Raw genomic sequence first — 13,754 nt, forward strand, 5'->3', positions numbered from 1 at the left:
CGCATACCAGGAAACCCAGAACTCCATGAAGGAGGCAGCATAAAGCTGGTATAGTCCCGCTACGTCGGTGTCCGAGAAACGGGCAGCACCTCAGTCATCTCCGGACCTGCCGGCGTGCTGCTGGCGCGGCGGGACATCGAGCCCTGCCTGGGGCAGTGGCATCTGCCGGGCGGCACGGTGTTCTTCGGCGAGTCGCTGACGGCGGCGGTGGCCCGGGTGGCCGCGCGCGAGCTGGGCGTCTCGGTCGCCGTCGGCGACCTCCTCGGCTACATCGAGTATCCGTTCATGGCGGCGGACGGGTACCGTGGCTGGCCGATCGGCATCGCCTTCGACACGACGATCAGCAGCGGGCAGCCGGTCGGCAGCGCCGAGGGCAGCGAGACCGGCTGGTTCACCGAGATCCCGCCCGACACCATCCGCGAGCAGGCCGAATTCCTGAACCGGCTGGTCCGCGTCCCGTCCTGACAGCCCCGTCCTGATAGCCCCGTTCTGGCGGCCGCCCCACACCCGGACATATGGCGGGGAGAGCGCACGACGTCCCCTGCTGAGAGACCGCCCCTGTTGGTGAGTACCTCGACGGTAAGCTGCATGGATTGCTACCGTGTGCGGCGATTTGGACTTCCGACTGGCCGGTCGGAACAGGTGAAATCCCGTCCTCCGGTCGGACGTGTTCGGATCGTCGGGTGCGAGGCGTGCTTACCGACGGGAGTGCGATGCCCAGCGATGTGCCGGCGGGATCGACGGCGGGTTCTCAGCCTCCGCAATCCGTCCCACCTGGGGTTTCGTCGTCACCGGACTGGGACCCGGTCTTCATGTCGCTCCGTGACGATGATCCGCGCAGGATCAGCGGGTATTCTCTCCGTGCCCGGATCGGCGAGGGCGGTATGGGAGCGGTCTATCTTTCCTACACCCCGGGCGGCCGTCCGGTGGCGGTCAAGGTGGCCCGTGCCGAGTTCGCGACCGATCCCGACTTCCGCCGCCGGTTCGCCACCGAGGTGAGGATCGCGCAGCAGGTACAGGGTCTCTACACCGCCCCTGTCATCGACAGCGACCCACACGGGGATCGGCCCTGGCTGGCGACCGCCTACGTTCCCGGGCCGTCACTCGCGGGCGCGGTTTCCAGRCTCGGCCCGCTGCCGGAGGAGACCGTGCTGGTCCTGATCGCGGGCATCGCCGAGGCGCTCCAGGTCATCCATCGTGCCGGAATCATCCATCGGGACCTCAAACCCGGCAACGTCATCCTCGCCGTCGACGGCCCGCGGGTCATCGACTTCGGTATCTCCCGCGCGGCGATGGCCTCCTCGGCGGCTCGGACCCAGACCGGGGCGCAGATCGGCACACCTGCGTTCATGGCGCCCGAGCAGGTGCGCGGTGCCGGCCTCGGGCCATCGGCGGACGTGTTCGCGCTCGGCGCCACCGCGTACTACGCAGTCACCGGCGAACTGCCCTTCGGAGCGGATGCGGCTGTGTTCCACCGTGTTCTCAACGAGGAGCCGGACTGGGAACGGTGCCCACCCAGGCTGCGCACCGTGCTGGCGCCCTGTGTGCTGAAGGACCCTGCCGGGCGCCCCGCCCCCGAGCGCCTGATCGAACTCTGCCGAGCTGTCTCCGCCGACGACCGGCTCCGGGCCGGCGAGGGCTGGCTGCCTCCCACGGTCGCCGCCGACCTGACGAGGTACGCACTGGCCGCACCGCCCGACCCTGAACCGGTGATCTCGCCGCCACCCCTGCAGCCAACCGGATTCGCAGGGGTGGCACCTCCGTCGGACACAGCCGACGGGCCGCGCCCGTGGGCGCCGCCACCGGACGGGCCTCGGCCGCCGGCGTCGGGGTGGCCCGCGAAACCGGTCTGGCTGGCCGCCTCGGTGATCGCGGCCGTTGTTGTTCTGGTGGTCGTCCTGGTGAGCATCTCCGGTGACGACGGCGGCGACGAGCTCTCCGGGCTGCCTCCCGCATCGCAGGTGCCCCTGCCCCGGTCGCCGGGCTCGGAGCTGCCTCCGTCGGGCACGGACGGGGAACAGGGTGGTACGGAGCAGCCGTCGACAACGGCGACGGATGCGCCGGTGGCCGATGAGGTGGTCTATCTGGCGGACCTGGAAGCGGTGGAAACTGACGGTTTCGTGGAAAGCTCCGGTGGCGACTCCGCCGCCGATGCCGAGGTGAGCGGAGTCGCCTATCCGCGCAGTGTCCTGCTGTGGACGGGCGACGAGGACTCCCGCTGGCCCGGCCGAGCCCGGGCTGAGTTCAATCTCGGTCGTTCCCGCCAGCGGCTTCAGGCGACGATCGGTCTGTCGGACAAGTCAATCAGCTCGGCCAGGTACCGGGTTGAGATCCACGGCGACGGACGGCTGCTGATGTCCGAGCAGCTGTCTGTCGGAAGTGCGGTCCCAGCCGACATCGATGTTAAGGGCATTCTCCGGCTGAGAATCTCGATTTTTCACCTTGGTGGAGACACCGAGGAGAGGTACCCAGGCTACCTTGATTCATCGGTTGTGCTGGGAGACGCTCGCGTGAGCGCCTCCCAGACGGGGGGCTGAGCTCTCCGGCGGCACTGGCGGGGCCCAGGAAGTCCGACAGATCGCGACCGGGTCCTGGTCCCGGCTCGGTGTACACCACCCGTTGGTTCGCCCCGAGCGCGCGACCAACGCTGTGTCACGCGGAACGGTGCCTGACGCCTGACGCGGCACTACTGATCCGCCAGGGCGGTGTGGCCGCTCGTTCAGGGCAGCTCGACGCAGGTGTAGATCACCAGGGTCTGATCTGGCTGGTCGGCGAGGTGAAACGCGGTGTAGGCGTAGTCCCTCGTACGGCCGTCCGAGTTCCGCAGCCGCTTGCGCCCGCTGTGCCGCTCCTGCACGTCGTACCGCGGCCACCATGCGCGTACCTCCGGGCTGGCCTCGCGCAGCTCGGCGACCAGCGCCGAGACGGCCGCATCGGTGGGGTGCCGGGCGGCGAGCGTACGCAGGCGTGCGAGCAGGCCCTGCGCCTCCGGCTCCCAGTCGACCACGACCTCGCGGGCCACCGGTGCGGTGAACACCCAGCGGGCGAAGTTCGGCGTTGCTGTCTCGATCAGTCCGGGGAACAGCGTGCTGACAGCCGGATTGTGGCTGAGCACGTCGTAGCTGCGGCCGATGATGTACGCCGGGTACGGCTGGAGCAGCAGCGGCACCGCGGACACCTCGGCGGGGAGCTGCTCTGTGGCGCCGGCCGCGCCGGGCAGGCCGCCTGGCGAGCTTCCCGCCAGGTAGAAGAGGTGGTCGCGTTCCGCCCTACCCAGGCGCAGGGCGGAGGCGAGCGCGGTGAGTACCTGCTCGGAGGGGCGGACGTCGCGGCCCTGCTCCAGGTACGTGTACCAGGTGGCGCTCATCCCGGCGAGCAACGCCAGCTCCTCGCGGCGCAGGCCCGGAGTCCGGCGCCGGCCGGTATGTGGCAGCCCGACCTCGGCGGGGGTGAGCCGCTCCCGGCGGGCGCGCAGGAACGCACCCAGCTCGCGTCGGTCGGCGATCTGCTCCGGCATCGACGGTGGCACCTCCAGTACCAGAATAAGAGCCATCTGGATACCAGGGTATTTCCGCCGCAGACTGGCCGTGACATCTCGGCACCACACACCTGCACCACACGAGGGAAGCCAGGAATCATGACGAGAACCGACGGCAAGGTCGTGGTCATCACGGGCGCGAGCAGCGGCATCGGGGAGGCGACGGCGCTGCATCTGGCCGAGAACGGCGCCCGGGTCGTCCTCGGGGCTCGACGGGTCGACCGGCTCTCGGATCTGGCGGACCGGATCAGGAAGGCAGGCGGCGAAGCCGTTGCGACCCGCACGGACGTGACCCGGCGGGAGGACGTGTCGGCGCTGGTCGAGCTGGCCCGTGACCGGTTCGGCCAGCTCGACGTGCTGGTCAGCAACGCGGGGGATGGGACGATCTCCCCACTCGACGACCTGCGCGTCGACGAGTGGGACCGGATGGTGGACGTGAACATCAAGGGCGTGCTGCACGGGATCGGGGCCGCACTGCCGGTCTTCCGGGCGCAGGGCGCCGGGCACTTCGTGACCATCGCGTCCACGTCCGCGTTCCGGATCGTTCCTACGATGGCCGTTTACGCCGGCACGAAGCATGCCGTCCGGGCGATCTGCGAGGGCCTGCGCCAGGAGGCTGGCGACTCGCTGCGGGTGACCACCGTCTCGCCGGGCCCGATCGACACCGGCTTCGCCGAGGCGTCCTCCAATCCCGCTGTCCGAGAGCAGGTCACCAGGATGCGGGACCAGATCGCCATTCCACCCGACGCAGTCGCCCGGGCCATCGGTTTCGCGATCGAACAGCCGGCCGGCATCGATGTCAGCGAGATCGTCGTCCGTCCGACCGCGCAGAGCTGAGCCCYCAGGACCGGTGCGGCCGCCGCGGATGTGGTCGTGGTCGTGGCTGTGTGCCGGGCACCGGAGCAGGCAGACCACCGCCAGGACGACCAGCAGCCCGGCGAGTCCGGGCAGCAGCCAGCGTCGGGTCGCCTCCACGATCACCGAGAACGGGTTGACCCGGGYGAACGGCTGGATCCACCCGGGCAGGTCGGTGAGCGGCACCAGCCCGGTGGACAGGAACGACAGGACGAGCAGCAGCGGCAGGACGACGAACCCGACCGCCGGCCACGGGCCCGCCGGCACCTGCTGGCCGAACGCGGACTGCCGCGGGAGCACGTCTCCTTCTGCGGCTACTGGGGCCGCAGCGACTGACCGGGCACTACCGGCCGCACTGGCACTTTCGGGGGAGTTTTCGGCCGCTATCGGATGTGGCGCAGATCTCGCCGGTGTGGGATTGCCCTGTGAGGCCGGAGGAGATGGAGCGGGCCCGTCCGATCGTCGAGGCGTTCGCCGAGGACATGCTGGGCGGGCTGCGGCGGCGTGACCAGCGGGCGAAGGGCGAGCTGTACCTGCGTGGCCTGCTGCTGGACGGCAGGCGCAAGTCGATGCGTCCGATGGCGGACCGGCTCGCGGTCGACCACCAGTGCCTCCAGCAGTTCATCACCAGCTCGACCTGGGACCACCGGGACGTCCGCCGGCGGCTGACCCGGTGGGCTGTCGGTGCCCTCGACCCGGTCGCGCTGGTGGTGGACGACAGCGGCTTCCCGAAGGACGGCCCGACCTCGCCCGGTGTCGCCCGGATGTACTCCTGCAAGCTGGGCAGGGTCGGGAACTGCCAGATCGGGGTGTCGGCGCACGCGGTGACCGACGAGATGTCGGCGGCGCTGAACTGGCGGCTCTTCCTGCCCCCCTCGTGGGATGACACCGCCCTGGGCGATCCCGGCCAGATCGCGGTGGCCCGGGCCCGGCGGGCGCAGGCGGCAATCCCGGACGACCAGCGGCACCAGGAGAAATGGCGACTCGCGCTGGACATGATCGACGAGCTGCGCGGGTGGGGGATGCCCGCCCGTCCGGTCGTCGCGGACGCCACCTACGGGGACGTCACGGCCTTTCGGCGGGGGCTCACCGAGCGGGGCGTCCCCTACGTCGTGGCGGTCACGCCGACCGCGACCGCGCAGGCGGCCGACACGGCGCCGGCGGCGTACCCGGACAGCGGGCGTCCGGCGCCCGCGACGGCCCACCCCGACCTGCCGCGGGACCTGCGCACCCTGGTCATGGCCAGCAGCTGGCCCGACGGCCGGTTCGTGCCCTGGCGGGCCGGCACGCAGCTGGGCCCGGTCGAGGTCACCGGCACCGGGCTGCGGCGCTCCCGCTTCCTCGCGCTGCGGATCCGGACGTCGACCCCCGAGCAGGGCCCACCGGAATGCTGGCTGCTGGCCGAGTGGCCGCCCGGCACACCCGAGCCCAGTGACTACTGGCTGTCGACGCTGCCCGCCGACGCCGAGCTGCGTGAGCTGGTCCACCTCGCCCGGATCCGGTCGCGGATCGTGCACGACTACCGGGAACTGCGCGACGCGCTCGGCCTGGACCACTTCGAGGGCCGTTCGTGGACGGGCTGGCACCGACACGTCACCCTCGTCAGCGTCGCGCAGGCGATCCGCACCCGCCTGCGCGCGAGCCAGTAGACGCGCGGAGCGCGGCGGGGCCGTTCGGTGGGCTGGTTCGCCCACCGAACGGCCCCGGATCGGACGTCGACGTCAGCTGCGGACGTAGGCGGCGACCGTCGGTCCCTCGTAGTTGCCCTCGACACCCTCGGTGCTGCCTGGCACGCCGGGCTTCGGCCGGGCCAGGAAGCTCTCCCGGGAGGGCGAGATACCTGTCTTGGAGAAGTCCAGCGTGCCGGTCAGCCCGTCGGTCTCGGCGGGGCTGATGGCGGCCTTCGCGGCGAGCACACCCTCCGGGGTGAGGTCGCCGTCCTCGCACGCCTTCTGCAGGATCAGTTCCATGATCTTCGACGACGAGTAGCCGGTGACGACGCTGTTCGACGGCTCGACGTTCGGGAACTTGTCCTTGTACGCCTTCAGCAGGTCGGCCGCCGGGGGCAGGCCGACACCGACGTTCGGGCCCACGAGGTAGAAGTTCTTGATCAGGTTGTCCCGGGCCGGCGTGTCGAGCAGAGTCGGGAAGAACGTCGGGGCGTTGCCGAGAAGCGGCACGTCGAGCCCGGCGCCGTTCGCCGCCGCGGCGACACCCGCGGTCTGGCTGGGCTGGGTCGTCAGGACGATCGCCTTGACTCCCTCGGCGGCGAGCGCGGTGACCCTGGAGGTCATGTCCGGCTCGGCCGCGCCGATGCGCTGCTCGGCGATGGTCAGGCCGTGCTGTGCGGCGAAGAACTTGCTGCCCTCGAGCGCGTTGTTGCCGTACTCGCTGTCGTGGAAGATGTGGCCGATCTTGTCGCCTTCCTTGATCAGCCCCTCCGAGAGCAGGTAGTCCAGGCCGTTGATGGTCTCGACGTCGTAGGTGGGGCCGGGAACCGCATAGCCGGGACTCGCCGCGAGGTTCTTCGCCCAGGCGACCGGAATGCCGATCAGGCCGTCCTTCTCCAGCTCGGGAATGAGCGCGGTCGCCATCGGGGAACCGAGGACCTGGACGAACCCGAGGACGTCACCGGAGCTCTCCGCGTACTGCGTGACCGCGGTCTGCACGTTGTAGCCGTGGTCCTTGATGTCCAGCTCGACGGTGAACCGGCCGCAGATCTTCTCGCCCTTGTTCAGCTGGTCCCAGTAGATCCGCTGGCCTTCGGTGACGTCCTTGCCGCTGGCCGCGTTCACGCCGGTGAAGTCGGTCAGCACTCCCAGGGTGATGACGTCGCCTTCGATGCCGGCCCCGGTCCGGACGACGCCGGTGCTGTTCTCGGCCGGCGGTGTGTCCTCGTCGTCGCCCTTCGTGCTGCACGACGCGGCCGTGACGAGCGCCGCCACCGCGGCGATCGCCGCGACCGGGCGCATCAGGCCGGATCGCCTGGTTCTCATACCGTGCATCCTGGTCCCCTCACTTGCGTTCACTTGATTGCCGGGAAAGACGCGCGCGTATCCCCGTAGCGGCGCGGCCGGCGGGTCATTCGGTCGGTTCGGGCAGGCAGGGTGGTTCGGGAAGGCCGGGTGGTTCGGAGGGCCGGGTGGTTCGGAGGGCCGGGTGGTTCGGAGGGCTGAACGGTCGTGCGCCCGCCGTCAGGTCGGGGCCTGCCGAGAGGCGCGTCTGCTGGCTGCCGCTTTCAGGCCGCGGGTGATTCCCGCCAGCCCGCTCGGCCAGAAGACAATCACCAGGATGACCGCCGCGCCGTACGCGTACCGGGCGGCCTCGGAATAGCTCACCCCGCCGGTTCCCGGCTCGGAAAGCCCCGGAATCGACTCGGCGTACTGCCTGAGAACGTAGGGCAGCGCGGTCACGAACGCCGCGCCGGCGCACGCGCCGCCCACCGATCCCAGCCCGCCGAGCACGATCATCGCCAGGTACTGGACGGAGATCTCGATCGCGAACGACTCCGGTGCCACACTGCCGATCGACAGCGCGAACAGCACACCGGACAGACCCGCGTACATCGACGAGAGCAGGAATGCCCTCGCCCGGTACGCGGTGACGTTCACGCCGTTCACCGACGCCGCGATCTCACTGTCCCGTACCGCCCGCAGCGCCCGGCCGGGACGTCCGTTCAGCGCCGCCCGCGCGAAAAGGTAGCACCCGACCGCCAGGACCAGGCCGAGATACCACAGCCGCTCGAACTTCTCGAACTCCACATTGAGGACGTAGAGGTCCGGGTCGGTGTCGTCGAAGGTGAACCCGAACAGCGAGAAGTCGGGCACGACGCGCCCGTTGTGGCCGCCGCTGACCTCACTGATCGAGTTGAAGACGTGGATGCCGACGAACACCAGCCCCAGCGAGGCGATGCCGAGGTAGAGGCCTTTCAGGCGGGCGCCGATCGGGCTGAAGACCAGGCCGGCGAGACCCGAGATGCCGACCGCGAGCACCATGCCGACCAGCGGCGGCAGTCCGAGGCCGACGTACGGGTGCGAACCGGAGTCGTTCGACTCTCCRGACAGCCAGCAGTAGCTGATCCCGCCGACGGCCAGGAAGAACGCGTGCCCCAGCGACAGCTGGCCGGTGGTGCCGACCAGGATGTTCAGGCCGATCGCGCCGATCGCCGCACCGAACACCGCGAAGCCGGTGCGCAGCCAGAACTCCTCCAGGTAGAACGGCAGCACCGCCAGCACGGCGACGAACACGATCAGCAGCAGGCTGCCCGCGGCCGGGCGGCGCAGCGGCAGAGCGCGGCGCGTGCCGGCCGTGCCCGGCGCTGTGGAGCCCGGCCCGGCGGCCGGTGTGTTCTGCGTCGTCGTGTCAGACACGGTGCAGCTCCTTCGTCCCGAACAGGCCGGCCGGCCGGACGACGAGCACGAGCATCATCACCACGTAGGGGACGACGACGCTGAAGCCGCCGCCGAGGAAGGTCAGGTCCGAGCTGTAGCCGGCGAACAGGGACTCGGCGACACCCACGATCAGGCCGCCGGCCAGCGCCCCGGTCGTCGAGTCGAGACCGCCGAGGATGGCGGCGGGGAACGCGGCGAACGCGATCGTGCGCAGGTTCGGTTCGAGGCCGGGCGTCGGGCTGCCGGTCAGGAACACGGCCGCGACCGCGGCGAGGCCACCCGCGATCAGCCAGGCGACCGCGCCGACCCGCGCCTGCCGGATGCCCATCAGGGCCGCGGCCTCCGGGTCCTCGGCCGCCGCCCGCAGGGCCACTCCCCAGCTGGTGAAGCGGAACGCGGCGAACAGCAGGCCGATGAGCACGAACGCCACACCGATCGCGGTCAGCCGGTTCTCGCTGATGTTGACGCCGCCCAGGCGTACGACGTCGGCGCCCCACGGCTGGCCGAGCGACATCACGCTGGAGCCGATCCGTCTGGTCAGATCGGTGGTGATGAGGACGTCCAGGCCGAGGGTCATGATCGTCAGTGAGGCCACGTGTGCACTGCGCACCCGCGAGAACAGGATCTGCTCCGACGCGAGCGCGACCAGCGCGGTCACGGCGATGCCGATGGCGACGGCGGCGGCGAAGCCGACCGACGGCTCGACCCGGGCGATCACATAGGCGCCGAGCAGCAGGAAGGCGCCGTGCGCGAAGTTCAGGATCTCGCTGGCCTTGTAGATGATGACGAAACCGAGCGCGATCAGGGCGTACAACGACCCGAGCGACAGGCCGTTGAGGAGGAACGACAGGAAGGTGGTCAAAGCGAGGGCTCTCCGGTCGGGGCGGGGCGTCGGCCGAGGCGTGTGTCGCGACTACGGGGACGGTGCGGTGGCGGGTGCGGGCGCCGGGGCGGCTCCGGTCTCCGTGCCGGTGCCGAGGTAGGCGGCGATGACCGCCGGGTCGTTCTGGATCTGCGCCGGCGTGCCGTCGGCGATGAGCCGGCCGAAGTCGAGGACACTGATCCGGTCGGCCACCGACATGATCATGGACATGTCGTGTTCCACCAGAAGCACGGTGATCCCGAGCGACTCGCGGACGGACAGCACGATCTCCGACATCCGCAGCGTCTCGGCCGCGTTCATGCCGGCGACCGGTTCGTCGAGCAGCAGCACCCGCGGCTCGGTCGCCAGCGCGCGGGCCACCTCGACCCGCTTGCGGTCGCCGTAGGAGAGGATGCCCAGCGGCCGGTCGAGAAGGTGCCCGAGGCCGACGAACTGTGCGATCTCGACGACCCGCGCCCGGTGCAGCCGCTGTTCCCGCACCGCCCACGGCAGTTTCAGCCCGGAGCCGACGAAGCCGGCCCGGGTCAGCAGGTGCCGGCCGAGCATGATGTTCTCCTCGACCGACTCGCTCGGCGAGGCCGCCATGTTCTGGAACGCCCGCCCGACACCGAGGGCGGTGATCCGATGCGGGCGCCGCCCGGTCAGCGTCGTCCCGCCGAGCCGCACACTGCCGGCGGACGCCCGGTACACCCCGGAGATGACGTTGAACAGCGTCGACTTGCCGGCACCGTTCGGCCCGATCACCGCGTGCACCGTGCCGGGCTCGGCGCGCAGCGACACCCCGGACAGCGCGGTGAGCGCGCCGAACCGGACGGTGACGTCATCGACCTCCAGCGCCGCGACGTCCCCGTGCGCGGTACGGGTCGGGTCGGCGTCGCTGTCGCCCTTGCTGCCCAGGATCGTCACGGCCGGCCAGCCCCGGTCACCGCGCCGGCACCGAGCAGCCCGAAGCGCCCGCGGGGCGGCGGGGTCCAGCGGCTCAACGTCGGCTGCTGCGCCGCGGTGCCGGCCTTCGGCCCGCCGGGACTGCCTGACCCCCCGACACCACTGCCCGGCCCGCCCGGCCCGCCCGGCTTGCCCGGCGCCTCGCGGTCCGTGCCGTCGGCGTGCCCCCGGCCGAGGTACAGCGAGGCGATGTCGTCGGAGGCAGCCAGCTCGGCGGCCGGGCCCGACAGCTCCACCCGGCCGAGCTCCAGGACGTAGCCGTTGTCGGCCACGCCGAGCGCCATCGCGGCGTTCTGCTCGACGAGCATCACCGACGTGCCCTCCCGGTTGATCTGCCTGAGGACCTCACCGATGTGGGTCACGATCTGCGGCGCCAGGCCGAGCGACGGCTCGTCCAGCAGCAGCAGCCGAGGGCCAGACATCAGCGCCCGGCCGATGGCGAGCATCTGCTGCTCGCCGCCGGAGAGCAGCGCGGCGCGTTGCCCACTGCGCTCGGCGAGCCGGGGGAACATTCCGTACACCTTTTCCCGGCGCTCGGCCCGGGTCGCCCGGCTGCGGACGGATATCGCGCCCGCCTTGAGGTTCTCCTCGACGGACAGCCGCCCGAACACACGGCGCCCCTCCGGGACGAGAACGACCCCGCGGTTGACAACGTCCGCCGGGTGCGCGTCCACCAGCGACCGCCCGCCGAAGGTGACCTGGCCTTTGTCGACCCTGGCTCGGTGGCGTTTCAGGGAGCCCGTGATGGCGCGCAGCAGCGTCGTCTTGCCCGCCCCGTTGCTCCCGAGCACGGCGACTATCTCGCCGGTCCCAACGCGTAGGTCAATGTCCCGGAGGGCGCGAATGACCCCCGCGTAGGTGACCTGCAGGCCGCTGACGTCCAGCTCCAAAGCCGCCCTCCGACGAAGTGTTGGTCGATGCCTATGACCTGCGTGTTCTGGTGTGAAAGAAATGTTCTGCAGGCGGCAGATCATGTATCCGCCAGACTCTGCGGCACAAGCGATGCCGGCATTTTCTCGGTACTTTGTTAGGTTGCCCGGGCCAGGTGTCTGTCGACCACCGCCCGCGGCCCCGTGGCCCGCCCACCGCTGGATCCCCGCGTTGCCCCGTGGAGTGGCCCGCTGCCGCGGCGGCGGCCGCCAGCGCGCGGTCGCTCGACCGTCATTCGGGGCAGAGGCATGCCGGCAATTTGCGACCGTCGCGCTGTTTCGGCAAGGGTGGCGGGGCCGTCCAGGCGCGGYGGCGCCGGATGCGGAAGGCGTGCCGGGAGATGGGCCCGAAGCGGCCCGAAATCAAGTGCCATCTTTTTGCTCGCGGGATCCCGTCATGCTGCGGCGGGCGTCATATGCTTGTATTCGCGACTGTGGCGGATGGCCTCGAGCTGCCGTTTTCAATGGGTCGTAAACGTGTCGTAAACGTGTCGTAAACGTATTTGTCTGAGYCGATGGCACGGCCCGCGCCAGCTCGTCTCCGGCTTTCCGAGAGATGGTGATTATGGTCGCCGAGGGTATAAAGCTCCGAACGTAGACGCCTGTTGTGGCGATGTGTGCGGCTCTTTCCCGGTCCTGGTGAACGGCCGCGAGCCGTACTCGTCGTGGTTGTCGCCCACCGGAGTACCTGGGGCTCGGGCTCGCGCGCGGCCTGGCGCGCGGGCTCGCGGCCGGGAACTCGGCGCGGGAGGAGGGGGCGACCTGCGGTCAGAAGGCCCCGTCGAGCCGGCGCGGCGGATGCGCAACTGATCCGGGTACGTTCTGAATCCAGCCGAAAGAATTCGAAAGGCGCCGGTGCTGACCGGTCCGAGGGCTTCGGATCGAACCCGTCCGGTCCTGGACAGCAACCCCATCACGATGGCTACAGGCTGAATAAGAACTGCACAGTGGGGGTGGCGTTCGGGAACGACCCGGTGATACCCGACCTGAAGTAGCCGGCGTCGGTCACGAGGGTGATCCCGTTGATCGCGGAGGCGGCGTCGCTGCACAGGAAGAGCAGCGGGTAGGCCTGCTGCAGCGACGTCGCCGCCTCGATGCCGAGTTCGGCCCGGTAGCCCGCGCCGAACCCGAGCCAGGTCTGCTTGTTGGCCTGGGCCAGCGGGGTCTCGGTGGGGCCGGGTAGATGGTGTTGATCCGGATGCCCCGTTTCAGTAGCGGCGCCGCCTTGCTCGCCACGTAGGCGCAGACCGTCTGCCTGCTCCACAGGTAGTCCGCCTTGCCGCGTTCGAGCGCCCAGGCGGACGCCGCGTCGACGCCCAGCCCAGCCCAGGTCGACCGCCGAGGAAGACTGCCTTGCGCCGTCCGTGTTCAGCTGTCCTGCAGCACGCTGATGACCGTCGCGGCGAGCTCCGGGCGGCAGACGAGCAGGTCCGGCAGGTACGGGTTGGCCTGGTTGTAGCGCAGCGGCGTGCCGTCGAGCCGGGAGACGTGCAGCCCGGCGGCCGCGGCGACGGCGACGGGGGCGGCGGAGTCCCACTCGTACTGCCCGCCCGAGTGCGCGTAGACGTCCACCTGCCCGCGGACCACGGCCATCGCCTTCGCCCCGGCGGAGCCCATCGGCACCAGCTGGGCGTCCAGGTGGGTGCGCAGCTGTTCGGCGCAGGCCGGTGGACGGGTGCGGGAGACCGCCAGCCGCACCGGCCCCGCGGCCGCGGGCGGGACAACGGGGGGCTGGCCGGTCCCCAGGACGAGCCCGGCGGCGGGCAGCGCCACGGCACCGATCGTCGCCTGGCCGCCGGTGCTCAGCGCGACGTGGACGGCCCAGTCCTCGCGGGGCGGCTCCCCGTACTCGCGGGTGCCGTCGAGCGGGTCGACGATCCAGACCCGCTCGCGGTCGAGGCGGGCCGGGCTGTCCGCGCTCTCCTCCGACAGGACGGCGTCGTCCGGGCGGGCCTGGGCGAGCAGGCGCAGCAGCAGCTCGTCGGACTGCCGGTCGCCCTCCTTGCCGCCCAGGGAGCGGATGTCGAGCAGCAGGGCGCCGGCGCGTTCGGCCAGCCAGGCCGCGAGGACGTGGTCGTCCATGCCGGCAACCTCGCCCGCGGTGGTCATGAGGGCTCCGGTGGGGTGAGGATGCCGGTGTGGTGGAGGTGGTTGATGACGGTGTCGGCGCAGGTTTCGGGGGTGGTGGTGCCGGAGGCGTCGAGGTGGAGGTC

12 protein-coding genes and 1 pseudogene are annotated in these 13,754 nt (G+C 70.7%); 5 read left to right on the top strand and 8 right to left on the bottom strand.

From position 1 onward, the window contains the following. Positions 1 to 96: 96 nt before the first annotated feature. Together CC117_RS03435 and CC117_RS03440 are read left to right on the top strand one after the other, a co-directional pair. On the top strand, positions 97 to 465 hold the full coding sequence (locus CC117_RS03435; protein ID WP_256385343.1) for an NUDIX hydrolase: 369 nt from the start codon (positions 97 to 99) through the stop codon (positions 463 to 465). 347 nt (positions 466 to 812) lie between these two features. Then, complete coding sequence (locus tag CC117_RS03440; RefSeq protein ID WP_241829801.1) at positions 813 to 2,537, top strand: serine/threonine-protein kinase; 1,725 nt, start codon at positions 813 to 815, stop codon at positions 2,535 to 2,537. A 182-nt stretch (positions 2,538 to 2,719) separates the two neighbouring features. Here CC117_RS03440 and CC117_RS03445 read toward each other — a convergent pair whose 3' ends face one another. Beyond that, positions 2,720 to 3,517, bottom strand: coding sequence for a helix-turn-helix transcriptional regulator (locus CC117_RS03445; protein ID WP_071082320.1), 798 nt, complete (start codon positions 3,515 to 3,517; stop codon positions 2,720 to 2,722). A gap of 120 nt (positions 3,518 to 3,637) precedes the next feature. Between CC117_RS03445 and CC117_RS03450 the strand changes: the two genes are divergently transcribed. The 3 genes from CC117_RS03450 (at position 3,638) to CC117_RS03460 (ending at position 6,042) form a co-directional block, all read left to right on the top strand. Beyond that, positions 3,638 to 4,375, top strand: a complete 738-nt coding sequence (locus tag CC117_RS03450) for an SDR family oxidoreductase (protein ID WP_071082321.1) — start codon at positions 3,638 to 3,640, stop codon at positions 4,373 to 4,375. A 36-nt stretch (positions 4,376 to 4,411) separates the two neighbouring features. Beyond that, the gene (locus CC117_RS03455; RefSeq protein WP_131803003.1) at positions 4,412 to 4,729 is read left to right on the top strand and encodes a hypothetical protein; all 318 of its coding nucleotides are present in this window, start codon (positions 4,412 to 4,414) and stop codon (positions 4,727 to 4,729) included. A gap of 104 nt (positions 4,730 to 4,833) precedes the next feature. Further along, positions 4,834 to 6,042, top strand: coding sequence for an IS701 family transposase (locus CC117_RS03460; protein ID WP_071082323.1), 1,209 nt, complete (start codon positions 4,834 to 4,836; stop codon positions 6,040 to 6,042). A gap of 72 nt (positions 6,043 to 6,114) precedes the next feature. On the opposite strand, the gene CC117_RS03465 is transcribed toward CC117_RS03460, so the two are convergent. From CC117_RS03465 to CC117_RS03495, 7 genes and pseudogenes are all read right to left on the bottom strand, one after another. Continuing rightward, entirely contained in the window at positions 6,115 to 7,389 is a 1,275-nt protein-coding gene (locus CC117_RS03465; protein WP_131803004.1) for an ABC transporter substrate-binding protein, read from the bottom strand. Between the two features lie 198 nt (positions 7,390 to 7,587). After that, positions 7,588 to 8,763 (bottom strand): branched-chain amino acid ABC transporter permease, encoded by a 1,176-nt coding sequence (locus CC117_RS03470; RefSeq protein WP_071082324.1) that lies wholly within the window; start codon positions 8,761 to 8,763, stop codon positions 7,588 to 7,590. After that, the gene (locus CC117_RS03475; protein WP_071082325.1) at positions 8,756 to 9,646 is read right to left on the bottom strand and encodes a branched-chain amino acid ABC transporter permease; all 891 of its coding nucleotides are present in this window, start codon (positions 9,644 to 9,646) and stop codon (positions 8,756 to 8,758) included. The genes CC117_RS03470 and CC117_RS03475 overlap by 8 nt, the downstream gene beginning before the upstream one ends. A 51-nt stretch (positions 9,647 to 9,697) precedes the next feature. Continuing rightward, a complete protein-coding gene (locus tag CC117_RS03480) occupies positions 9,698 to 10,573 on the bottom strand; it encodes an ABC transporter ATP-binding protein (protein WP_241829804.1) in 876 nt (291 codons plus the stop codon). Beyond that, a complete protein-coding gene (locus tag CC117_RS03485; protein WP_071082326.1) occupies positions 10,570 to 11,502 on the bottom strand; it encodes an ABC transporter ATP-binding protein in 933 nt (310 codons plus the stop codon). The genes CC117_RS03480 and CC117_RS03485 overlap by 4 nt, the downstream gene beginning before the upstream one ends. A 961-nt stretch (positions 11,503 to 12,463) precedes the next feature. Next, positions 12,464 to 12,852: pseudogene (locus tag CC117_RS03490) on the bottom strand (SDR family oxidoreductase); the annotation flags it as partial. A gap of 57 nt (positions 12,853 to 12,909) precedes the next feature. After that, positions 12,910 to 13,623, bottom strand: coding sequence for a 3'(2'),5'-bisphosphate nucleotidase CysQ (locus CC117_RS03495; RefSeq protein ID WP_071082329.1), 714 nt, complete (start codon positions 13,621 to 13,623; stop codon positions 12,910 to 12,912). Positions 13,624 to 13,754 lie beyond the last annotated feature (131 nt).

Source organism: Parafrankia colletiae (assembly GCF_001854655.1).
In the GTDB taxonomy this organism is placed as follows: Bacteria; Actinomycetota; Actinomycetes; order Frankiales; family Frankiaceae; genus Parafrankia; species Parafrankia colletiae.

Excerpts from the sequence above, each read along its gene's own strand:
- CC117_RS03450 (WP_071082321.1), top strand. The coding sequence starts at position 3,638 with ATGACGAGAACCGACGGCAAGGTCGTGGTCATCACGGGCGCGAGCAGC.
- CC117_RS03460 (WP_071082323.1), top strand. The coding sequence starts at position 4,834 with ATGGAGCGGGCCCGTCCGATCGTCGAGGCGTTCGCCGAGGACATGCTG.
- CC117_RS03495 (WP_071082329.1), bottom strand. The coding sequence starts at position 13,623 with ATGGACGACCACGTCCTCGCGGCCTGGCTGGCCGAACGCGCCGGCGCC.
- CC117_RS03465 (WP_131803004.1), bottom strand. The coding sequence starts at position 7,389 with ATGAGAACCAGGCGATCCGGCCTGATGCGCCCGGTCGCGGCGATCGCC.
- CC117_RS03445 (WP_071082320.1), bottom strand. The coding sequence starts at position 3,517 with ATGCCGGAGCAGATCGCCGACCGACGCGAGCTGGGTGCGTTCCTGCGC.